The sequence below is a fragment of the Streptococcus sp. 79 genome, assembly GCF_013277425.1.
GTDB classification, from domain to species: Bacteria; Bacillota; Bacilli; order Lactobacillales; family Streptococcaceae; genus Streptococcus; species Streptococcus pseudopneumoniae.
In genome coordinates this window covers 1-23,625 of sequence record NZ_VMMW01000042.1, presented here as the reverse complement: position 1 = coordinate 23,625, position 23,625 = coordinate 1, and the positions used below count along the sequence as shown (strand labels likewise).

The following is a 23,625-nucleotide window of genomic DNA, read 5'->3' as shown; positions in this document are numbered from 1 at the left end:
TCGAACGTGAAAATGTCCCATTTGATAAAATAGTCGTATGAAAAGGATCCAACTGAATATGAATGAAACGAAAAAATATCTTGTGATAAAAGCTATAGACCAAGGAAAGAAAACAAATAATCGAGCCTGTGTCGAACTGAACCTTTCTAAAAGACAAAGCAATCATCTGCTACTAGCCTATCAACAGAAAGGAAAAGAAGTCTATTTCAGCAGAAAGACGAAAGCATTCGTTATAAAAGAAGTTGACGGTGACATCTACCTCAATATCGCTGACAAGATCTATCACACAAAGGAGCTACTAGTTCATGAACTCTATTCGAAAAACTTTGAACCAGAACCAGAACAAAAAAAGAAAGACGCAAGTATATCCCTCCACAAACCCATCCGTGGAAACTCACATCTTTCAAACAATATCTTCAGAAAAATAAAAAGGATTATGAAGAGTTTACTAGTGAGGAGCTTCATTCTCCTCAGCTACAAGTATAATCTATTTCTCGCTAAATGGGAAGCTGTTCCTTAAAGGAAATCACTCTATCCCTTACATTTAGGAGAGAGAAAGCAAGGAGTCTAAGACAAGCATTTCATTTGACAAAACAGCTTCAAGGGTTCCTCGTATCAAATAAAATCAAAATAATTGCCCTCAATCTCACCATTTTTTTGGGACATCATCACTTTCGATTGACAATTCTTCAGTGAAATGAGTTTGTCACAAATCTCAAACCAGCTAAAAGTAGTTCATAAATAAATGCCAACTTCCTTTCTCTATCTGTAAGATACTCATCAGATTATATAGTCTAGGAAGTAAGAGTTCTTTTTTATCCCTTTTTTTGTAATAGGCGTACCTCTCACTACTAATTACTTGCAATAATACCCGTATAACTTTTACAGCGGTGTTAGTTCAGTTCCTTCATAATATCGATGTTAACTTTTAACACAGACACCCTATCTTCACCTAGAAATCCAAAAATTTTTGTTACTGTATGCTTGTCAATGATTTCTTCCAGTCTAGGCAAGCTAATACCTGTTGTCTTAGAAATACGGGGGAGTTGTAGTTTAGCACTTTCTGGACTGATTTCTGGATCCAATCCCGAAGCCGATGTTGTTACCAAATCAGCAGGGATATCTCTGATTGAAATAGTTGGGTTTTCTTCTATGAGAAGAGACAGTTCCTTTTGAACACGTACTTTTAGTTCAGGATTACTAGGAGCCAGATTTTGGGAACCAGAAGTAATATCCCGCCTTTGTCCACTTGGGTCTCCTTCGCTAAGGTAGGTATTATACTGAATAGCAGATGGTCTACCATGCAGAAAAGCAGCTGACGAAAATTCTTGCCCAATTAAAGCCGATCCAATAAGCTTCCCATCCTGCTTAATTTGACTACCATTGGCTTGAACAGGAAAAATAAACTGCCCTAATCCGGTAATCAGCAAAGGGTAAAATAATCCACAAACCGCCCCAAATAAAAGACTTAGTCGGACAGAACGTCTGATATGTATAAATATTTTTCTCATGATTGTTATTCATTCCTTTCATGCTCAACCCAAGGAAAAGACACTGATTCTTTTAAACGTAAAGCAATGTAGATAAGTTTCAATCTTATTCCTCTAAATATTATATTATATTAAACTAATCTTATCAGGATAAACCCAATAGATACAATAATGGAGTAATACTCATATCAATGATTTTAATTCCAATAAACGGGATGAAGACTCCACCCAAACCATAAATCAGCATGTTATGAGCCAAAACTTTTTCTGACCTTTGAGGCTTATAAGAAACTCCTTTCATCGCAATCGGAATTAGAAGAGGAATAATAATGGCATTGAAAATCAGAGCCGATAAAATTGCGCTGGAAGACGTTGATAATGACATAATATTTAACGATTGCATTTGGGGGATACTGCGCATAAAAATAGCTGGAATAATGGCAAAGTATTTGGCAATATCATTAGCAATTGAAAAAGTGGTTAAAGCTCCTCGCGTCATTAATAATTGCTTTCCAATTTCAACGATATCCAGAATCTTGGTTGGATCGCTATCTAAATCCACCATATTAGCAGCTTCTTTAGCAGCACTTGTTCCAGAATTCATAGCAATACCGACATCTGCCTGAGCTAGTGCTGGGGCATCATTAGTCCCATCTCCTGTCATCGCAACAACTTTTCCTAAGCGTTGTTCTTTTTTAATAGCTTCAATTTTATCTTCTGGCTTGCATTCAGCGATAAAGCTATCAACGCCTGCTTCTTGAGCTATGGTCGCAGCGGTAAGAGGATTATCACCGGTACACATAATAGTTTTAATTCCCATTGCCCGTAGGCGAGCAAAACGCTCAACTAAACCTGGTTTGATGGTATCCTTGAGAGCAATCACTCCCAAAATATTCTGCCCCTCCACTACTGCCAGTGGAGTTCCCCCAGCTGAAGCAATTCTTTCACTGATAGACTTCAAATCTTTCGGAATCACACCACCTTTACCTTTAATATAGCGACTTATAGCATCTGTGGCACCCTTACGTATCATTCCCCCATCAACAAAGTCTATCCCACTCATTCGTGTTTGAGCAGTAAAATCAATAAAGGTCATATCTTCAGAAATAGGAGGAATACTTGCCCCATATTCTTTAGCAAGCTTAACAATTGATTTTCCTTCCGGTGTATCATCCTGTAGAGAACTTAGCATAGCTGCTCTTATTAAAGACTCTTGACTAACACCATCTACAGGAACAAAATGAGCAGCCATACGATTTCCAAAGGTAATGGTTCCTGTTTTGTCCAAAATCATAGTATCCACATCACCACTAGACTCCACTGCTTTTCCTGACATAGCAATCACATTAAACCGTGTAACGCGATCCATACCTGCAATTCCAATTGCTGACAGCAGACCTCCAATTGTTGTTGGAATTAAACATACGGTCAATGCCACAAGAGTAGTAACTGTAATCTTTATGTGCAAAGCGCTAGCAATCGGGTACAAACTTCCAATTACCATTAAGAATATAATTGTTAAGCTAACTAGCAAAGTATTCAAGGCAATTTCATTAGGGGTTTTTTGCCGAGAAGCACCCTCTACCAAGGAAATCATTTTGTCCAAGAAAGACTCTCCAGCACGTGAGGTCATTTTCAACTTAAGCCAGTCACTAGCAAGAGTTGTCCCTCCTGTTACAAAAGCAAAATCACCACCAGGTTCTTTGATCACCGGAGCTGACTCTCCTGTAATAGCTGATTCGTCTACAGAAGCAATTCCTTCAATAACTTCACCGTCACCAGGAATTAATTCTCCTACCTTAACCAGAACGATATCTCCTTTTTGCAAGGCTGTGGCCTCAATAGTTTCTTCAAGAAGGGTCTGACCATCATTGTCAAAATAGAGTCGTCTAGCTGTCATATTTTCTTGCGTCTTTTTTAAACTTTCAGCCTGTGCTTTTCCTCTTCCTTCCGCAATGGATTCAGCAAAATTAGAAAATAATAAAGTTAAAAATAAGATCACTGCTACTATGCCATTATACAATCGACTACTTTGGCTATCTTGTTGAGCATCAACGGGGATAATTGTTAAAAAGAAGGTCAGAACAAAACCAACTTCAACTACAAACATTACTGGATTTTTAATCATGTAACTAGGGCGAAGTTTTACGACCGCTCCTTTAAGGGAACTGAGTAGTATCTTTTGTGTCAGAAAGTAAGTTTTCTTTGAAATCATAATAAACCTCATTGAGTTAGAAATTCAGCTAAAGGTCCTAGTACAAGGACTGGTAAGAAAGTTAAGGCTGATATAATCAACACTATCACACCTAAAATAATGGCAAAAGTCCCCGTATCTGTTTTTAAAGAACCTAGGGAATCATTCACATGTTGCTTAGTCATTAACGAACCAGCAATCGATAGCTGAAGAATCAAAGTCACATAGCGTCCAAAAAACATAGCTAATCCTGTAGATATATTCCAGAATAAAGTATTGTCTTTTAGTCCTTCAAATCCCGATCCGTTGTTAGCAGAAGCTGAGGTAAATTGATAAATCACTTGTGATAAAGAATGAAATCCTGGATTGGTAACACTGTTAAATCCTGCTGGCAATGAGACAGCTACTGCTGAAAAACCTAGAATAATCATAGGGTGAACCATGATGGCTAAAGCAATTAAAGTCATTTCTTTACCTTCAATTTTTTTTCCTAAATAAACAGGTGCACGCCCAATCATTAATCCACAAATAAAAACAGTAAGAAGAACGTACAGCATCATATTCATTATTCCTACACCTTTACCGCCAAATATAACATTGAGCATCATGTTAATCATAGCTACTCCACCACTTAGAGGAGTCAAAGTATCGTGCATATTATTCACGGAACCCGTTGTAAAAGCCGTTGTTATTTCTGTAAATAGGCCAGACATTGGAATACCGAACCTAACTTCTTTACCTTCCATACTTCCCATTGATTGATTCAAACCCAATTGATGCAAGACAGGATTTCCTCTACTTTCTGACCAAACAATAATGGATAAACCAACAAAAAATAAGAATAGCATAACAATCAGAAGCGGTCTTGCCTGTCCTCCTAGTTTAATAAACGTAGATTTAGTGGACTTATAAGAAACTTTCTGTACAGATTCAAAGGGATGATCTTCCTTTTTCCTAGATGAAACCATATGACCAAAAACAACTACCATAGAACCTGGTAACAACATCATAGATAGCATTTCAATAATATTTGTGATTACATTAGGGTTTTCAAAGGGAGTTGCTGAATTTGCTGCAAAAAAACCACCACCGTTGGTTCCCAAGTGTTTAATAATTTCAAGAGAAGCGACCGGTCCCATTATAAGACCTTGTAAATTGCCCTCCAAAGTAGTCGCATATAACTCTTTTGATAGTGTTTGGGGAACCCCCTGTGAAATAAGTAACAAAGAGCCTATTATTGAAAAAGGAAGCAACACTCGAGTAATCACCCGAACAAAGTCAACATAGAAATTCCCCATGTCTTGATACTTGCCTGATACACCTCTGATAAAAGCCATAGCAGCAGCATAGCCTGAAGCAGCTGAGGTAAACATCATAAAAGTAATGACAACCATCTGACTAAAAAAAGACAAATCCCTCTCACCAGCATAATTTTGTAAATTAGAATTGGTGATAAAAGATATGACTGTATTGAAACTCAGGCTTGATTCTAATGAACCAACACGGGTGGGGTTCAAAAAGAAAAAGGCCTGTGTTCTTAGGATTACATAAGCCACTAGAGCCATAACAGCATTAGTTAAAATAAGGGCTACAGCATACTCCTTCCAAGTCATTCCTTTTTTGTCCACATCAAGCAACTTATAAATCCACCTATCAATAGGATCCATAATGGGATCTGCAAAAGTTTTTTGCTGGCTAGCTATATGGTAAAGATACTTTCCAGTTGGTAATATAATAATACAAGCCAGTACTAAGACAAATATGATTTGTAACATCTCACATTCCTCCTAAAATCTCTCCGGGTGTAACAGAGCATAAAATAAATAACAGATTAATAAACCAAAAATTATTCCTAATACTATCATAGTACACTCTCCCTCTAATCACCTTTAAGGTGCTTATCACACCAAACAATAAAACCAATCATTAACAAAAAAATAAAAAATAAAACTAGAAACATTATGAAATCTACTAGCATTGTATCCTCCTTCAAGAATATAATCATTCTACCACGAAAAGTATAAAAATGATATAAAGATTACGGATATAAAATAAAGATTATATAAAGATTGTCTCCTAAAATAACCTAAGACAACCTATCCTAAGACTTGTTTCAAATAGCTGCCAAGAAATTACAAATCAGGTGAATAAAATTCTTTTTGGATTATTTGTCATCATAATTTTCAATCTTAATCATACGATAACCGATACCAATATGAGTTTGAACCATTTTAGAGTAACCCAATCCTAATTCGATTTTTTTTCGCAATGTATTAACAAAAACTCTCAAAGCAGAAAAATCTTCCTCATAATATCCCCAAATTTCCTTGACAATAAAACGATAAGTCAACACTCTATCAACATTCTCTGATAGAAGACAAAGCAACTTATACTCAATCGGGGTTAAGTGAATTTCTTGGTTATTAACAAATACACGATTAGATAAAAAATCAACATGTAGCCAGCCATTAGTAAAAGATGATTTTTCAGAATTACCGTCACTTTGTTGATTAATCTGCTTTGACCTCCTAAGACTAACTCTTAACCGAGCGAAAAGCTCATCAATGCTAAAGGGTTTCGTCAAATAATCATCTGCCCCAGCATCAAGTGCATCAATCTTGTCACTTTCTTCTCCACGTGCACTAACAACAATAACAGGTAGCTGTGAAAAGCTACGAATCTTGTCAATAATGTCTTTACCATCCATATCTGGCAAACCCAAATCCAATAATAATAAATCTGGAAATTGCGAAATGATCTGACGCAAAGCTTCCTCTCCAGTCCGAACTGATACATAATGATAACCTTCAACTTCCATTGCTAAGGATAAAAGTCTGTTAACGGAAGAGTCATCTTCACAAATTAAAATCTTAACATTTTCATTTTTCATGTAATACATTCACCTCCGCTAGTGGTAGTGTAAATCCAAAGATAACTCCTTTAGGAGTATTGTCATGGACGTAAATAGTCCCCCCATGTGCTGTAATAATACTCTTACATAAAGATAGTCCTATACCTAGGCCTCTTTTACCATCGGATGCCAAATTTTCTGATGTATAAAAAAGGTCAAAAATCTTTTCTTTTGCTTGATCGTTAATACCAGGACCATCGTCAGAAACCTCAACCACCAGGTTCTGATCCTTTCTATTACTCGTCAATGTAATTAAAGATCCTTCATGCGTATATTTAACTGCATTGTTAATGATATTAACCAGTACTTGCACAATCAAGGGAGCATCCATTTTAGCTATTAATAAATCATCTGATAAAATTAAAACAAAGTCATGATTCTTAATATGTTGATCCACATGTTTCAAAGCTTCTTCAATCAACTCATCGAAAACATTTATTCTTAATGAAAGAGTAGTATCATTATCCAATTTAGTAATTGACAATAAATTTTCAATCAGATTAATCAACCACATAGAGTCATCGTAAATATAGGCAGCTAATTCTATCATACGCTGTTTCTCCATAATTCCCCCCGTCTCCATCATTAATTTAGACTGACCTGATATGCTTGTAAGTGGAGTTCTCAAATCATGTGAGATTCCCCTTAACAAATCAACCCTTAACTGTTCTTTTTGTATTTTAAGTTCCATTTTTTGTTGTTCTTCGCGTAATGCTTCTTTTTCTAATGCCAAGGATGCCTCTCCTAAAACAGTTAGAATAACAGATTTTTCAAACAGGTCAATCATTGTTTTATCCTCTATTAAAATACCAATAATAGCAAAAACAGAATCTTTACCTCTGACAGATAAATACAGAAATTTAGCAGCAGACAAGGTGTTTGTTGTTGCTCCAGCTTGTTTATTATTATATAAAACCCACTCAACCACTCCTCGCTCATTGTACTGATAGTAATCAGCTAAGGTCCTCAAAGAATGACTGGTAGGGAAATATTTCGGCGTCTCCAAAGTACCACCTGTTACAGGATAAATCACCACATCACTATTCAATAATTTTTTGACTTGAATAGCTAGTTCTTCTAAAATAGAAGGAATAGAGTCTGCCTGAGATAATCCTCTATTTGTTTGTAGTAACAACTCTGTTAGATAAGATTTTTCAGTAGATAATCTTGCCTGCTCTTGAATCCTTTTTATGAGACTAGAAGTAATCAGACCAGTAATTAACATAATAGCAAAAGTCATAGGATAAGTAGGATTAAAAGAAGTAAAAGTGTAGTAGGGGGCCACAAAAAAGTAATTAAAACAAAGAACTGATAAAATAGAAGAAATCACACTATAAAGTTTTCCTTTTGTCCAAACAGCATTTATTTGAACACTTAATATATATATTATTATAATGTTGTTGGTACTGAGATTCCAGAAACGAAATAAAAGACCTGTTAAGGTTACTAGCAACAATACCACCAGTGTTTTAACCAAATCACTGAAAGAAAATTGCCATTTAGAAAACCAAGAAGGCAACGAGAGCTTACCAACCGAAGTCTCTTTTTTTCCTCTAGTATTATGGACTACAAACATATCCAAATCAGGAACATTCTTACTAAGAACTTCCACAATATTTTCTTTAGGCCAAATAGTTCTGGAGCCACTTTTTCCGACTACTAACTTAGAAACACGGCTCAATTTTGCGTAATCAGCAATCTGCTTGGTCACATTATTATAATCCATAACTGTCACCTTAGCTCCCAACCGCTCTGCCAATTCCAAGTTCTGATGTAACTCCTGATTAGTCAGTTCCCTATCTAAACTACCAATATACAGGGCTGTAAAGTCTGCATTAAGAGCACTTGCTAATCTTGAAGCAGCGCGAATGACATGTGAAGAGGAGGGAGAGGGTGACACACAGACCAAGACATGTTCCTTGGTCACAATACTATCTTTAACTTTTTTTCCTCGAAAAGCACTTCCATTAATCTGATCAGCTGCTTTGCGCAAAGCGATTTCTCTCAAAGATATTAACTTTTCTTCAGTAAAAAAGTGACGCTTGGCCAATTTAGCTTGCGATTTAGAATAAATTTTTCCTTTATCCAATCGTTCAAGTAAATCTGATGGGTCAATATCTACAAGTTCAATCTGATCAGCCTGATCAAAAATAGCATCTGGAATTATCTCATTAACTTGAATCCCTGTAATAGCTTCAATCACATCGTTTAAACTTTCAATATGTTGGACATTTACAGTAGTATAGACATCAATCCCTGCATAAAGCAGTTCCTTAATATCTTGGTACCTCTTTTTATTACGTGACTCAAAACAGTTAGTATGAGCCAATTCATCCACTAAAATAATGCGTGGTTGACGCCTTAAAGCAGTATCAATATCAAACTCATTTAAGGTGATACCTTTATATTTTATTGTTTTAGGAGATAATTGCTCAAGACCAATCAGTAAAGCCATAGTCTCAGGTCGATTATGAGGTTCAATGTAACCTACTACCACATCTACTCCAGCTTTTTGAGCTCGCTGCGCTTCTCTAAGCATAGCATAGGTTTTTCCAACTCCTGCAGCATAACCAAAATAAATTCTTAACGCCCCTGTTTTCATAACATCACCTTAGTTAACCCAACCTTTTGTAGTAAAATCATTTATCAGAAGTCATTATAACCTAATTTTATTTTTTTTACAATAGCCTTCCTGAGATTATATCATGGGACGAGTATGAGTTCACCAAGGGAAAGATGAGTTTCATTGCGCAAGATTTTAACAAGCTCAATATCATCACTGTTCTTGAGGGTAGAACACAAGCTGTCATTCGTAATCACTTTCTTAAGTATGATAGAGCCGTCCGATGTCGCGTCAAAATTATTACTATGGATATGTTTAGTCCTTACTATGACTTGGCTAAACAGCTTCGCTTTCGAATTTCTAGGCTCAGGCTGAAACATCTCCCAGACTGTTTCACTCCCTAATGCAAAAATTGTTCTTGATCGTTTTCACATTGTGCAACATCTAAGCCGTGCTATGAGTCGTGTCCGTGTCCAAATCATGAATCAATTGGATCGAAAGTCTCATGAATACAAGGCTATCAAGCTCTACTGGAAGCTCATCCAGCAAGATAGTCGTAAACTCAGCGATAAACGATTTTATCGCCCTACTTTTCGTATGCACTTGACCAATAAAGAGATTCTAGATAGACTTTTGAGCTATTCGGAAGACTTGAAACACCACTATCAGCTCTATCAGCTCTTGCTTTTTCACTTCCAGAATAAGGAACCAGAGAAATTTTTCGGACTCATTGAGGACAATCTTAAGCAGGTTCATCCTATTTTTCAGACTGTCTTTAAAACCTTCCTCAAAGATAAAGAAAAGATTATCAACGCCCTTCAACTACACTATTCTAATGCCAAACTGGAAGCGACCAATAATCTCATCAAACTTATCAAGCGCAATGCCTTTGGTTTTCGGAACTTTGAAAACTTCAAAAAACGGATTTTTATCGCTTTGAACATCAAAAAAGAAAGGACGAAATTTGTCCTTTCTCGAGCTTAGCTGACTTCAACCCACTACAGTTGACAAAGAGCCAAAAATCCCCTGACAAGAGCCAGAGGATAAGCGTTTATTTCATTGTTGGGAAGAGCAATACATCACGGATAGTAGTTGTATCCGTGAGGAGCATGCAGAGACGGTCGATACCGATTCCCAAACCACCTGTTGGTGGCATACCATATTCAAGGGCTTCGATGTAGTCGTAGTCGATACCTGTCGCTTCATCGTCACCAAGTTCTTTAGCTTTAGCTTGGGCTTCAAAACGGCTAAGCTGATCGATTGGGTCGTTGAGCTCAGTAAAGGCATTACCGTACTCCTTAGTCATGATGAAGAGCTCGAAACGGTCAGTAAAGCGTTGGTCTTCAGGATTTTTCTTAGCTAGTGGAGATACAGCTACTGGATGTCCATAGACAAAGGTTGGTTGGATTAAAGTTTCTTCAACAAACTCTTCAAAGAAGGCATTGATGATGTGACCAACCTCAGTGTAGTGCTTCTCAACTGGAACTTTCTTCTCAGCAGCGATAGCTTTAGCTTCTTCCAAAGTCATGTCTTGCCAGAAATCGACACCAGTAATTTCTCTGATAGCATCCACCATATGAACACGCTTAAATGGTTCGTTGATTTTTATTTCAGTTCCTTGGTAGTTGACTGGACCGTCGCCCTTAACTGATTTAGCAGCATGTTGGATAATGCCCTCCGTCAAGTCCATGATATCTTGGAAGTCAGCATAAGCTTGGTAAACTTCGATAGAAGTGAACTCAGGGTTGTGAGTAGCATCCATTCCTTCATTACGGAAGATACGGCCAATTTCATAGACACGCTCCATACCACCTACGATAAGGCGTTTTAAGTGAAGCTCAGTCGCGATACGAAGCACCATGTCAATGTTTTGGGCATTGTGGTGGGTGATAAATGGACGGGCCGCCGCACCACCAGCTTCGTTATGAAGAACAGGTGTTTCCACTTCAAGGAAACCTTTTTGGTCAAGGTAACGACGGATTTCAGAGATGATTTTTGAACGAGTGACAAAGCGCTCAAAGCTTTCACGGTTAGAAATCAAGTCAAGGTAACGTTTACGGTAAATTGTTTCAACGTCTGTCAAACCGTGGAATTTCTCAGGAAGTGGGCGAAGTGCTTTAGACAAGTGTGTAATGTGAGTCGCCTTGATAGAGAGTTCTCCCATATCCGTACGCATCACTTCACCTTCGACACCAAGGAAGTCACCAAGGTCTGCTTTTTTGAAGATTTCGTAGTTTTCTTCACCGACAGCATCCTTACGAACGTAGATTTGGATTTGACCTTCGCGGTCTTGAAGGTGGGCAAAGCCAACTTTTCCTTTACCACGTTTGGTTACCAAGCGTCCTGCGATAGTAGCTGTTTCGTTTTTATCATGTAATTGTTCTTTATCGAGGTCGGCATATTTATCTTTTAATTCTTGTGAATTTGCAGTACGTTCAAAGCGTTTTCCGAAAGGATCGATTCCTTGTTCACGGAGCGCAGCCATTTTTTCACGGCGAACGATCTGCTGGTCATTTAGTTCTTCCATATGTTCTGTTGACATGGGATCCTCCTAGTTTTACTCAAAATTGAATACGATGAGTCATTTTTTGCGATACTCCCATTTTATCATAAATAAGCAAGAAATTCACGGATAATCTTTCAAAACTAAAAAGAACTTGACGCCAAAATCACTGAAAAGACTGGGATAAGCAAGAAATTCCAAAATCTCAGAAAAGGAAATCTGACCATGTTTATGGATTACACTTTAACCCTTGTAACTTTCATGACGTGTGCTACTTTTTATATAAGAGCAAGCCAAGCAAATCTAAAACTTAAACAATTGACGTAAAAAACATTAACAACTTGAATCTTGTCATTCATACACCTGATATGACAGAATAGTATAATTTTTAACCTTTTAGTCTTTTGATTTTTTACACCTCTTGCCAATTTTCTTGGTCTTCTTTAAAGCGTTTTAGGAGATCCAAGCCTTCTGGTGTGATATAGCCTTCTTCTTGGGCTAGATGGATAAGCTCACTGTAGTTAGAAAGCGTCACAAGTTTGACACCTGCATCCGCAAAGTTCTTATCTGCTTTTGGCAATTGGTAGCTGAAAATCGCTACAACTCCAAGCACATCTGCTCCTTCGCGTTTAGCTGCGGCTACGGCTTCAAGAACAGAACCACCAGTTGAAATGAGGTCTTCAACCACTACCATTTTTTGACCTTGAGCTACGCGACCTTCGATTTGATTACCAGCACCGTGGTCTTTTGGTTTGCTACGGATATAGGCAAAAGGCAAGTTCATCTTATCAGCAATGATAGCTCCGTGTGGAATCCCAGCTGTCGCAGTTCCTGCAATCACTTCAACCTCAGGAAAGGCTTCTTTGATAGCATCCACAAAACCATTTTCAATGAGAGTACGAGTTTCTGGATAGGCAAGCGTTACACGGTTATCCGTGTAAATTGGTGACTTGATACCAGATGCCCAAGTGAAAGGCTCCTCTGGTTTGAGGTAAACGGCTTGAATTTTCAAGAGGTGGCTAGCGATATCTTTAGCAAGTGTCATGGTATTCTCCTTTTATTTTTCTAATCTAGTTCTTTAATTCCAGTCTTGGTTCCATTCATCTTTGATAGCATGATAAGCTACAACAGGATCCTCAGCTTGAGTAATGGGACGTCCCACTACGATATAGTCACTGCCGATTTGATAGGCATCTGCTGGTGTCATGATGCGTTTTTGGTCTCCAACAGCAGCACCTGCAGGACGAATGCCCGGTGTCAGACAGATAAACTCTGGATTGGTGGCCTGTTTGATGACCTGCACTTCCTGAGCCGAGCAAACAACACCATCCAAACCCGCTTCAGCTGTCTTCTTGGCATAGTGGATCACTGACTCCTGCAGGCTGGTTTGGATGTTTTGAAAATCCTGCATCTGAGCTTCTGATGTTGATGTAAGCTGAGTAACAGCAATCAATTTGGCTTGACTTCCAAGACCTTCACGCGCAGCCTTCATCATCTCTACACCACCAGCCGCATGAACATTGGTCATGTCCACACCAAGCTGAGACAAGACCTTCATAGCTGATTTGACTGTATTGGGAATGTCATGCAGCTTGAGATCCAAAAAGACACTGTGCCCCAGGCCTTTCAAGTAAGACACAATCTCAGGCCCCGTTGCGTAATAAAGCTCCATCCCTACCTTTAGATAAAGGCTTTCTGATTCTGGAAAAAGAGCTAAGAATTCCTTGACCGCCTCAAAACTAGGAAAATCAAGAGCAATGACTGGACGATGTTCTCGCATAGGTTTCTCCTTTTACCTTTGCTAGTAAGAGAGTCTGGCCACAAGAAGCCACGAAAAAAGGAACCTGCCAACAGCAAGGTTCCACGAAAAATGGGTAGTCTCCACCCTTTCACCGTCTAACCTTAGCTGCCTCTCTGGACTGCTTTAAAGGTTTTTTACTATTCTATTATTTCTACCAGCACTTGTCAAGTAAAAATATGGTCACTAAAGAACTATAAGAGAAAAGCTAAACCTAACGACGCGATGAACGCTGACTTGTTTGATTTCGATTGCTCTCTTCCTCTTGTTTTTTCTGTTCTTTTTCTAAACGTTTACGTTCTTCTTCCTGCTTTTTCTCGGCTTCCTTAGCCTCTTGTTTGGCTTTTTCCTCAGCTTCCATAATCAATTTATCCGCTACAGTGTAGCTGTAGATTCCAGCTTCCATGTCGACCACACTCGGTTCTGACAATTGAGGTTTAATCTTGCTGTAATAAGGCAGTTTCTTACTCATTTCAGAAAGCGGAACCAAGACTTCGTCCGAATCATTCATGGTCAATCGAATTAGATCTGATGTCACCTTGCTTGGGGCTAGTTCCACCTTTTGGATAGCAGCCTTGAGTTCTGGGCTAATTTGAGCAAGTTCTGAGACAAAAGCCTTGATTTGTTCGCTGTCATTAAAGAGAACTGATATATAAGTTTCTGGGAGACTAACCAAGCTCACAGCACTGGTCTCAAGCTGACCACTGGAAAGAATAGGATAATGATTTTCACCAGAAACATAGTAGGCCACAATATCGTATTCCTTGACCTTGATAGTGAACTTGGTTGGAAATTGATAGACAAGTTGAGCTGATTCAACCCAATAGTTAGACTTGATCTGCTCTTCATATTTTGCCCTGTCTAGCAGAAGGCTAATCGTATAATCCGAATCCTGAATGCCTGAAGCCTGTCGAATATCATCAGCCGTAGTGTGCACCGTTCCCTCAACACGAATATCCTTCATGGTCGCATAAGGACTGAGTAAGTAAGCAGAGACAATCAATAAAAGCAGACTTGGAAATAAAATCGTTAGAGCTCGCAAGATATGGAGGCCAGGAATCTTTGCTTTGGCTGCTTTTTCTTTTGGAGCCTTTTTAGCAAGATTTTTATCCTGTTCCTCCTTCTCTTTAGACCCTGATTCTTCTATCTCTTCTTCCTCTTTGTCACCCTCTGAGGATTCTACTTTTTCTTCAGACTCGTCCTTAGCTGATTTTGGGTCTTTTGGATCAGATTCACTCTTCTGGTTCTCAGTTTCATCTGACTTTTCAGATTTCGAAGCCATCCGAGCTTGTCTTTCCTTTTCCTTCTCCTCAGCTAGGGCTGCCTCTTCTTCAGCCTTCTTTTTTAGATATTCTTGGTTTCGTTTCTGCCATTCTGATAACTCTTTCAATTCTTCGAGGATTTCTTTGCCCTCATTTTTCTTATCTTTTGACATTTACTTTCCTTATGATAAATCTTTTTTCAACAATTGATAAAAATCTGCTAGAGATTTCAATTCCTTAGAAGCCTTCATCTTGGCTTGGTAATCTTCCTTGTGGCTTAGTAAGTGAGAAATCTTCTCTTCCAAACTATCCAAGGTCAAATCACTTTCTTGAAGCTCTTCTGCATAGCCTTTCTTAACAAAGTAGGCTGCGTTTTCAATCTGGTCTCCACGACTAGCTTCCCGACCAAGTGGCACAATGACATGCAATTTTGCCATGGCCAAGAGCTCAAAAATCGTATTGGCACCACCACGTGTCACAACAATGTCAGCCAATTCCATTAAGGGTTGATAGAGATTGGTCACATAATCAACACGAAAAAGATTTTGACTCAACTCGTTCAGGCTAGAATCTCCAGTTAAATTGATAATATTGTAGCGCTCTGTCAGTTCTTTCTTATGGTCTGTCACCAATTGGTTAAAGACACGAGCGCCTGCAGAACCACCGACAAACAATACAGTTGGCAATTTAGGATTAAAGTGGGTTTGAATATCCACCAATTCATCTGGTTCTGGACTTTTTTGGTCTGAAACCTTGGTCACTGCTCCCACATGCTCGACCTTAGCCAAACTTGAAGCCTGTTCAAAAGTTGAATACATTTTCGTCGCAAATTTATAGGCGATTTTATTGGCCAAGCCCATAGACAGGTCAGATTCGTGAATAAAGACAGGCACTCCTGACACACGTGCTGCAATAACAGGCGGTACTGAGACAAAGCCTCCCTTTGAAAAAAGGGCCTGTGGACGAAGTCGTAACATGATAAAGAGCGATTGGACAATTCCCCAACCAACTTTGAAGACGTCCAGCATATTTTGCCAAGAGAAATAGCGACGCAATTTTCCAGTCGTAATGGAATGGAAGGTGACATCCAAACCTGACTTGAGGATTTCTTGGTGTTCGATACCACGTTTATCTCCGATATAGTGGACTTCCCAGCCATCTTCGATGAACTTGGGCATTAACAAAAGGTTGAGGGTCACGTGTCCAACCGTCCCCCCACCTGTAAAGACAATTTTTTTCATATTATTCCTTTAACTCCGCTACTGTGTCGATAAAGAGGTCGCCACGTACTTCAAAGTTAGCATACATATCCCAGCTGGCATTGGCTGGACTGAGAAGAACCACGTCTCCTTGAGTCGCAAGCTCGTAAGCCTTGCGGGTCGCATCTGCAATATCAGTCGCATCCACATAAGCCACACCAGCCTTATCCGCTGCCCGTTTGACACGTTCTGCAGACTGACCCAGGATGACCATCTTCTTGAGTCCAGTGATATCTGGAACCAGTTCGTCAAACTCATTACCACGGTCCAAACCACCTGCAATCAAAATGACCTTGCTGTTGTCAAATCCTGACAAGGCTTTTTGAGTAGCCAAGATATTGGTTGACTTGCTATCATTATAGAATTTGACACCCTTGATTTCATCCACAAATTGGAGACGGTGTTTGACACCACCAAAGGCTGAAAGAGTTTCCTTAATGATTTGGTTATCCACACCACGAAGCTTGGCTACAGCAATAGTCGCAAGGGCATTTTCCACATTGTGGCTACCTGGAACTCCGATTTCATTCACTGCCATGACAACTTCCCCACGGAAGTAGAGCTGACCATCTTCCAGATAAGCTCCATCAACCTTTTCCTGTGTTGAGAATGGTACAACGGTAGCTTGTGTTTTTCTTGCCAATTCTTTTGCCAAGTCTTGGTTAAAGTTCAAGACAAGGAAATCAGCTGCTGTCATCTTGTTCTGGATATTCCACTTGGCTGCTACATATTCCTCAAATGAGCCATGGTAGTCGATATGAGTTGGCATGAGGTTGGTAATAACCGCAATCTCAGGATGGAATTCTTGAACACCCATGAGTTGGAAAGAAGAAAGTTCCATGACCAGCGTGTCCTTGTCTGTCGCTGTTTGAGCAACCTGACTGGCAGGATAGCCGATATTTCCTGATAAGAGACCATGTTGCCCAGCAGCAGTCAAAACTTCTCCAATCATAGTCGTTGTGGTTGTTTTCCCGTTCGAACCAGTAATACCAACAATCGGTGCTTCTGAAATCAAATAAGCCAATTCCACCTCAGTCAAGACAGGAATTCCCTTGGCCAAAGCCTTTTCAATCATGGGATTGCTGTAGGGGATACCTGGATTTTTCACCATGAGGGCAAACTCTTCATCCAAGAGTTCCAAAGGATGACCACCTGTAATGACCTTGATTCCTTCTTCCAGCAAACTTTGCGCAGCTGGATTGTCCTCGAAAGGTTTCCCGTCATTTACCGTCACAATGGCACCTAGCTTGTCCAACAAACGAGCAGCAGACTCCCCAGACTTTGCCAAACCTAAAACAAGGACTTTCTTATTTTTAAATTGATCTATTACTTTCATGTCTCGAACTCCATTTCTACTCTTACTATTTTACCATTTTTATGGAAATAAAAAAGCCACAAAGTGTGTTTGTGACTCTTTCTTCTAACTGAATTTTATCATATCATCTATGTGATAAATCGGTAACTCGAATGACTTGGTCCACTTGTTCCCAAATCAGAGGATTGTGGGTCGCAATAATAATGGTCCGATTCGGATTTTTTAAAGATTCTAGGATAGAAAGTAATTCCTCAGAGTTTTTGGGGTCTAGTGAAGCGGTTGGTTCATCTGCAAGAATCAAAGGAGGATCCTTTAAAATTATCTTCGCTAGTGCAACACGTTGTGCTTCTCCTCCTGATAATTCAAAGATAGGTTGCTTTAAATCCAAATAAGAGAGGTTTACACGGTTTAGAGCTTGTTTCATCAAAGAGATTTTCTCTTTTTCTTTCAACTTTTTACCAACTAAACCCAGATTGAGATTCTCTTTGACGGTTTGGCTTTCAATTAAGCCAAAATCTTGAAATAAGTATCCCAAGTAATCTCTAAAGAAAACAGAAGGCTTGATGTCCTTAAGAGAAGTACCATCATAGATGATTTGTCCTTTATCATATGGCTCTAATCGTCCAATCATATTCAAGAGTGTTGTCTTACCGCAGCCACTTGTACCGATTAAGGCATAAATTTTCCCACCTTCAAAATGAAGATTGGTATCTGAAAATAGCTGACGGCTTCCAAATTTTTTAGATATATTCTTTAGTTCAATCATCCTATTTTCCTTTCATAATTGTCATAGAAACACGAGATTCTTTCTGCGCTTGATGGTAAAGCGTCAGAACTGCACTAGCTAGAAAGACGAATAAAGTGAGCAAGCCAATCACCAAGTCTCGACTGCTTAAAATAAAGAGACTAGCACCAAATACAAAACTGGCAAATTGGCTAACCATATACTGAGCATGTGTTTCAAAAAATCGTAAACCAGAAATTCGTTTAATCAAAATATCTCGGCGGAATTGCTCGAAATATAGAAGATTGACAGAATAAAAGAGTAACAAGGAACTAGCTATCCCCACAATAGCTCCTAAGATTAAAGTTGCTGTTTCAGTTTGCACTTCATTATAACGAGTTAGATAAACACTTCTTCCTTCTTTAAGATAGGATACTTGCTCATAAATTCCAGCTTTCTTTAAGAGTTCTAGCCCACTCTCATATCCTTTGATAAAAAGTTGTTTTCCAGCATTGATAGACCAAACATATTTTGAAATGAAACTATCACCTGTAGATGTTGGAGTAAATACAACTAAAATCGGATCGGTTAAGTACTGAATGGATACTGGGCTTTCACCGTTATTATAAACAAATCGCTTTTCTCCAGTTGGAAGATAGCTAACAATCGCTCTCATTTCATACTCTAAAGGAGCACTTGCCTCCTCACTTGATTGCCCGTAATAGTTCAAACTTTCTTCAAAAGCTTTCTTAAGTTCTGCTTCCTGTGAACGAAGAGATTCTGGTAGTAAGAGTCCAAATTCTCCTTTTTGAAGATGGACTAACTTCTGTTTGGTCTCAGCATCTACCACGACCTTTTCCTTGTCCAAATAACTTGGACTCACATAGAGAACATTAGCATCTGGACTATAGGTATCCAGTGTCTCTCCCTGTTCATTTTTTCCTTGTGGATTGGCAAAATGTAACAGATTATCCTTTACATAAAGAGCTTGTTCTTCTTCGATTGCTTCCTTGGCAAAGGCATACCACTTGCTCTGATTTTCTGTATCTTTTACTCTATCACCTAAGCCAAAAGAAATTTGATAATAGTCTGCTCTGTCCTGCCATGCTTGTTTTGAAATTTCAAGTTCTTTCAATCGTTGGTAAGACGTCAAACCTGTCTTAACAGCGTAGCCTACTGTAAAGACAGCAACCAACTGACACAATAGGGTTAAAGCCATCAAGCGTTTAAGAGGTAATCTTCCCTTAATAACGGGAACTAATGCTTTGTAACTCAAACTCATTAGATAAAGAAGCATTAGTAAAATTGAAATCGCCAATAAAAATAAAAGATAGAAGCTAATCCCAAAACCATAGGTGGCTAACAAGATAGGATAAAACAAACCTTGACTAAAAAGAACGACTCCCCCACCTAGGAAGGAAAGGAGGGCTGATAGAAGGAGCCATTTGATATCAGTAGATAAAGAATGCCCCATGATGGATAAGAGAGTCTGACCAGAAAAGAGTTTTATACCTGCTGCTCTCATTTCCTTAATCCGAGTGATAATCACTAAAGCAAAGAAAGATAAACCAAATATTGCTAAACTAATTAAAATAAGGGGAATTAGTAACATTCTAAAAGCAAGAGAATAGGGCGGTGTCTTTCGGTCAGGAATTGCTTTATAACCCAAATCTCCTAATTTATCGGCAAGCTTTTCTTTCGTCAAGGAGCCTGACAAAAGGAGATAACTATTTAGCGGATCACTACGTTCACGACTTTCTTGACTAGCTTCTTGGAATTCTTTTGGTAAAGTTCCCTGACCATAAGTTGCATAAGTAAAGTGAGTTGTCCCATCCTTACTCGGCTCTACAATTCTTCTAGCTATTAAACTCTGTTCTGAGTTTTCAAACTTCTCCAATTCCTGTTCAAATACCTCACGCGTCGGCTCTTGAGTATCTTTTTTGACACGAAGTAAAGAGACGGAATCATAGCTTGCATATAAATATTGTGGCGCACGTAAGACAATAATCCAAGCAAGGAAGAAGCTGAGAAAAAAAGTTGATAGTAATATGAATAGTTTCTTCATAGTAGTCTCCTTGTATAAGAGAATAACCCTATAGAAAAAGATTTTATCTTTTATAAATTCTTAGAATTATTTTCCTAGTTTAATCCATCACACCCTGAGCACCAAGACAACAATACTCTTCAAAAATCTCTTCAAACCACGTCAACGTCGCCTTGGATTATATATGTGACTGACTTCGTCAGTCTTATCTACAACCTCAAAGCAGTGCTTTGAGCAACCTGCGGCTAGTTTCCTAGTTTGCTCTTTGATTTTCATTGAGTATAAATTTAATCCTTTCTTATTTTGAAATCGGTTTCTTATACCGTAAATATATCACTTTCTATCTAATCTATCAACATATTTTACTAAAATATTATTAGTAATAGAATTTTAAAGTTTCCTTAGAAATAGATGTTGGGAAAGAATTTAAGTTCAGTTTTTCCCATTCATATTATCCAAGCAAAAGAGATGATGTTATAGTAAAAAACAATTCAAACTATTGTAAAATTCCTACCAAAAAAAGAGAGCCGAAACTCTCTTTTTTATCTTCTTTTACTTTTTTTGACTGGCATGAGTGTGATGTCTCTCACACTAAAGTAAGCTAGGATTAACATGGCTATTGCTAGGAATATTTCTGTTGGTAATTGAAAAATTTTCAGAAAAGATAGAGCCAACAAAACCAAAAGTGCCACTAAAATACATACCATAGCGACGATATTGACTGTCCCTTTAATGCTTTCTGGTGTCGCAAATACATAGAGTAGGAGCAGTAAAATCCCTAGGACTAAATAGACCATCTTTCTCTCTTTCTAGCTCTTATTCAGCTGATTTTTTCTTCTTGTTAGCTTTCTCACGCTCTGCCTTGTTAAGGATTTGTTTACGCAAACGGATAGACTCAGGCGTTACTTCCATGTACTCATCGTCGTTCAAGAACTCAAGAGACTCTTCAAGTGTCAAGATACGAGGTGTCTTGATTACAGCTGTTTGGTCCTTAGTAGCTGAACGAACGTTGGTCATTTGTTTTGCCTTCGTGATGTTAACTGTCAAGTCATTTTCACGAGAGTTTTCACCGATGATCATTCCTTCGTAAACCTCAGTACCTGGGTTGACAAAGATCGTACCGCGTTCTTCGATAGACATGATTGAGTAAGTTGTAGCCTTACCAGCGTCGATAGAAACAAGGGCACCACGGTGACGACCACCAATTTCCCCTGGAATCAATGGCAAGTATTGGTCGAAGGTATGGTTCATGATACCGTAACCACGAGTCATTGACAAGAACTCAGTTGAGTAACCTATCAAACCACGCGCTGGAACAAGGAAGACCAAACGAGTTTGACCATTACCAGTTGAAATCATATCCAACATTTCACCCTTACGTTCAGAAAGGCTTTGGATAACAGACCCTTGGTATTCTTCTGGAGTGTCGATTTGAACACGTTCAAATGGCTCACATTTCACACCGTCGATTTCTTTGACGATAACCTCTGGACGAGATACTTGAAGTTCATATCCCTCACGACGCATTGTTTCGATAAGGATTGACAAGTGCAATTCTCCACGTCCTGAAACAGTCCATTTATCTGGTGAATCAGTTGGGTCAACACGAAGGGAAACGTCTGTTTGCAATTCTGCCTGCAAGCGTTCTTCCACCTTACGAGAAGTTACCCATTTACCTTCTTTACCAGCAAATGGTGAGTTGTTGACCAAGAAAGTCATTTGAAGAGTTGGCTCATCGATGTGTAGGATTGGAAGTGCTTCAACTGCATCTGTCGGAGTAATGGTTTCACCGACAAAGATGTCTTCCATACCTGAAACGGCAATCAAGTCACCTGCTTTAGCTTCTTGGATTTCACGACGTTCCAAGCCAAAGAAACCGAAGAGTTTTGTAACACGGAAGTTTTTAGTTGTGCCATCAAGTTTAGAAAGGGTAACTTGGTCCCCAACCTTAACAGTACCACGGAAGACACGACCGATACCGATACGTCCAACGAAGTCATTGTAGTCCAAAAGTGATACTTGGAACTGCAAAGGCTCATCTGAGTTGTCTACTGGAGCTGGGATATGGTCGATAATCGTGTCAAAGATTGGTGCCATAGTCGCTTCTTGGTCAGCTGGATCATCTGACAATGAAGAAGTTCCGTTGATCGCTGAAGCATACACCACTGGGAAGTCAAGCTGGTCATCATCTGCACCAAGCTCGATGAAAAGTTCCAAGACTTCGTCCACTACTTCAGCTGGACGAGCTGATGGTTTATCGATTTTGTTAACAACCACGATTGGCACAAGGTCTTGTTCCAAGGCTTTTTTCAATACGAAACGAGTCTGTGGCATTGTTCCTTCGTAGGCATCTACGACCAAGACAACACCGTCAACCATTTTCATGATACGCTCAACTTCTCCACCGAAGTCCGCGTGTCCTGGTGTGTCCATGATATTGATACGAGTTCCGTTGTAGGCAACGGCAGTATTTTTAGCAAGGATGGTAATTCCACGCTCTTTTTCGATATCGTTTGAGTCCATAGCACGCTCAGCCAATTCAGTACGTGCATCAAGCGTTTCTGATTGTTTCAATAATTCGTCAACGAGGGTTGTTTTACCGTGGTCAACGTGGGCGATAATCGCAATGTTACGGATATCTTCTCTTAATTTTGTCATGATTTCCTCTATAATATTCAAAATTTATTTTCTAACTGAACGATTATACCATAATTTCAAGTAAATAACATAATTCAAGCAAGTGTAAATGTTTTCACTCCGCTTTTCTTTTCACGTCAAGCCTTTTCAAAGCAAGCGACTTATGATAAGATAGGCACAGTATGCGTTTAGATAATTTATTAGCTCAAGAAAAAATCAGCCGAAAGGCCATGAAACAAGCCTTACTAAAAGGGGAGATTCTCGTCGATGGTTGCCCAGCTCGCTCCCTAGCTCAAAATATCGATACGGGACTACAAGAACTCCTTTTTCAGGACCGTATCATTCGAGGCTATGATCACACCTATCTCATGCTACATAAACCTGCTGGTGTCGTGACAGCCAACAAAGACAAGCAACTTCCAACTGTCATGGACCTGCTATCACCTGACATCCAGTCTGACAAGCTCTATGCCGTCGGCCGACTGGATCGAGATACGACGGGCCTCCTCCTCTTGACCGATAACGGCCCCTTGGGCTTTCAACTCCTTCATCCTCAGTATCATGTCGATAAGACCTACCAAGTTGAGGTCAATGGACTTCTAACACCTGCCCAAATACAAGCCTTTCAAAAGGGAATTGTCTTTTTAGATGGTACTGTCTGTAAACCTGCAAGACTAGAGATTCTATCTGCAAGTCCTTCTTTCAGCCAAGCCTCTATCACCATTTCAGAAGGAAAATTTCATCAAATCAAGAAAATGTTCCTCTCGGTTGGTGTTAAGGTGACTAGCCTCAAGAGAATCCAATTTGGGGACTTTACATTGAACCCAGATTTAGCAGAAGGTAACTACCTCCCTTTGAACCAAAAAGAGTTACAAATCATTAAAAACTATTTAGAGATGAGTCGATAAAGTCATAACCACCCGTG

Annotated in this window: 17 protein-coding genes and 2 pseudogenes; 3 read left to right on the top strand and 16 right to left on the bottom strand. The window is 39.1% G+C overall.

Features of this window, described 5'->3' with window-relative positions:
• Positions 1-193: 193 nt before the first annotated feature.
• A pseudogene (locus tag HT729_RS07130) lies at positions 194-486 on the top strand (ISNCY family transposase); the annotation flags it as partial.
• A gap of 407 nt (positions 487-893) precedes the next feature.
• On the opposite strand, the gene kdpC reads toward HT729_RS07130, so the two are convergent.
• From kdpC to HT729_RS07100, 6 genes are all read right to left on the bottom strand, one after another.
• Positions 894-1,511, bottom strand: coding sequence for a potassium-transporting ATPase subunit KdpC (gene kdpC, locus HT729_RS07125; protein WP_001225808.1), 618 nt, complete (start codon positions 1,509-1,511; stop codon positions 894-896).
• A gap of 124 nt (positions 1,512-1,635) precedes the next feature.
• Positions 1,636-3,705, bottom strand: coding sequence for a potassium-transporting ATPase subunit KdpB (kdpB, locus tag HT729_RS07120; protein ID WP_166727882.1), 2,070 nt, complete (start codon positions 3,703-3,705; stop codon positions 1,636-1,638).
• A gap of 8 nt (positions 3,706-3,713) precedes the next feature.
• On the bottom strand, positions 3,714-5,459 hold the full coding sequence (locus HT729_RS07115; RefSeq protein WP_000939242.1) for a potassium-transporting ATPase subunit KdpA: 1,746 nt from the start codon (positions 5,457-5,459) through the stop codon (positions 3,714-3,716).
• A 12-nt stretch (positions 5,460-5,471) separates the two neighbouring features.
• Positions 5,472-5,549 carry a K(+)-transporting ATPase subunit F gene (kdpF, locus tag HT729_RS07110; RefSeq protein WP_007285010.1) on the bottom strand — a complete coding sequence of 26 codons (78 nt, stop codon included), beginning with the start codon at positions 5,547-5,549 and terminating at the stop codon, positions 5,472-5,474.
• A gap of 299 nt (positions 5,550-5,848) precedes the next feature.
• Positions 5,849-6,574, bottom strand: a complete 726-nt coding sequence (locus tag HT729_RS07105) for a response regulator transcription factor (RefSeq protein WP_000787304.1) — start codon at positions 6,572-6,574, stop codon at positions 5,849-5,851.
• Positions 6,564-9,197, bottom strand: coding sequence for a sensor histidine kinase KdpD (locus tag HT729_RS07100; RefSeq protein WP_000847726.1), 2,634 nt, complete (start codon positions 9,195-9,197; stop codon positions 6,564-6,566). The genes HT729_RS07105 and HT729_RS07100 overlap by 11 nt, the downstream gene beginning before the upstream one ends.
• A gap of 65 nt (positions 9,198-9,262) precedes the next feature.
• Between HT729_RS07100 and HT729_RS07095 the strand changes: the two are divergent.
• Positions 9,263-10,142 (top strand): annotated as a pseudogene (locus tag HT729_RS07095) (ISL3 family transposase); the annotation flags it as partial.
• Positions 10,143-10,209: 67 nt separating this feature from the next.
• On the opposite strand, the gene lysS reads toward HT729_RS07095, so the two are convergent.
• The 10 genes from lysS to typA all read right to left on the bottom strand — a co-directional run bounded on the left by lysS (position 10,210) and on the right by typA (position 22,721).
• Entirely contained in the window at positions 10,210-11,700 is a 1,491-nt protein-coding gene (gene lysS / locus HT729_RS07090) for a lysine--tRNA ligase (protein ID WP_172931846.1), read from the bottom strand.
• Positions 11,701-12,073: 373 nt separating this feature from the next.
• Positions 12,074-12,706 (bottom strand): orotate phosphoribosyltransferase, encoded by a 633-nt coding sequence (pyrE, locus tag HT729_RS07085; protein WP_138335561.1) that lies wholly within the window; start codon positions 12,704-12,706, stop codon positions 12,074-12,076.
• Positions 12,707-12,739: 33 nt separating this feature from the next.
• Positions 12,740-13,441, bottom strand: coding sequence for an orotidine-5'-phosphate decarboxylase (gene pyrF / locus HT729_RS07080; RefSeq protein WP_172931845.1), 702 nt, complete (start codon positions 13,439-13,441; stop codon positions 12,740-12,742).
• Positions 13,442-13,673: 232 nt separating this feature from the next.
• The gene (locus HT729_RS07075) at positions 13,674-14,894 is read right to left on the bottom strand and encodes a cell division protein FtsQ/DivIB (protein WP_172931844.1); all 1,221 of its coding nucleotides are present in this window, start codon (positions 14,892-14,894) and stop codon (positions 13,674-13,676) included.
• A gap of 9 nt (positions 14,895-14,903) precedes the next feature.
• A complete protein-coding gene (locus HT729_RS07070) occupies positions 14,904-15,962 on the bottom strand; it encodes a UDP-N-acetylglucosamine--N-acetylmuramyl-(pentapeptide) pyrophosphoryl-undecaprenol N-acetylglucosamine transferase (protein WP_172931843.1) in 1,059 nt (352 codons plus the stop codon).
• A 1-nt stretch (position 15,963) separates the two neighbouring features.
• Complete coding sequence (murD, locus tag HT729_RS07065) at positions 15,964-17,316, bottom strand: UDP-N-acetylmuramoyl-L-alanine--D-glutamate ligase (RefSeq protein WP_172931842.1); 1,353 nt, start codon at positions 17,314-17,316, stop codon at positions 15,964-15,966.
• Between the two features lie 103 nt (positions 17,317-17,419).
• Positions 17,420-18,061, bottom strand: a complete 642-nt coding sequence (locus HT729_RS07060) for an ABC transporter ATP-binding protein (RefSeq protein ID WP_000571283.1) — start codon at positions 18,059-18,061, stop codon at positions 17,420-17,422.
• A gap of 1 nt (position 18,062) precedes the next feature.
• Positions 18,063-20,084, bottom strand: coding sequence for a bacteriocin-associated integral membrane family protein (locus HT729_RS07055; protein WP_172931841.1), 2,022 nt, complete (start codon positions 20,082-20,084; stop codon positions 18,063-18,065).
• Positions 20,085-20,605: 521 nt separating this feature from the next.
• Positions 20,606-20,860: a DUF3165 family protein gene (locus HT729_RS07050; protein WP_000262803.1), complete on the bottom strand. Its 255-nt coding sequence runs from the start codon at positions 20,858-20,860 to the stop codon at positions 20,606-20,608.
• A 19-nt stretch (positions 20,861-20,879) separates the two neighbouring features.
• Entirely contained in the window at positions 20,880-22,721 is a 1,842-nt protein-coding gene (gene typA / locus HT729_RS07045; protein ID WP_000164111.1) for a translational GTPase TypA, read from the bottom strand.
• Between the two features lie 161 nt (positions 22,722-22,882).
• Between typA and HT729_RS07040 the strand changes: the two genes are divergently transcribed.
• Positions 22,883-23,608, top strand: coding sequence for a 16S rRNA pseudouridine(516) synthase (locus HT729_RS07040; RefSeq protein WP_172931840.1), 726 nt, complete (start codon positions 22,883-22,885; stop codon positions 23,606-23,608).
• Positions 23,609-23,625: the final 17 nt, after the last annotated feature.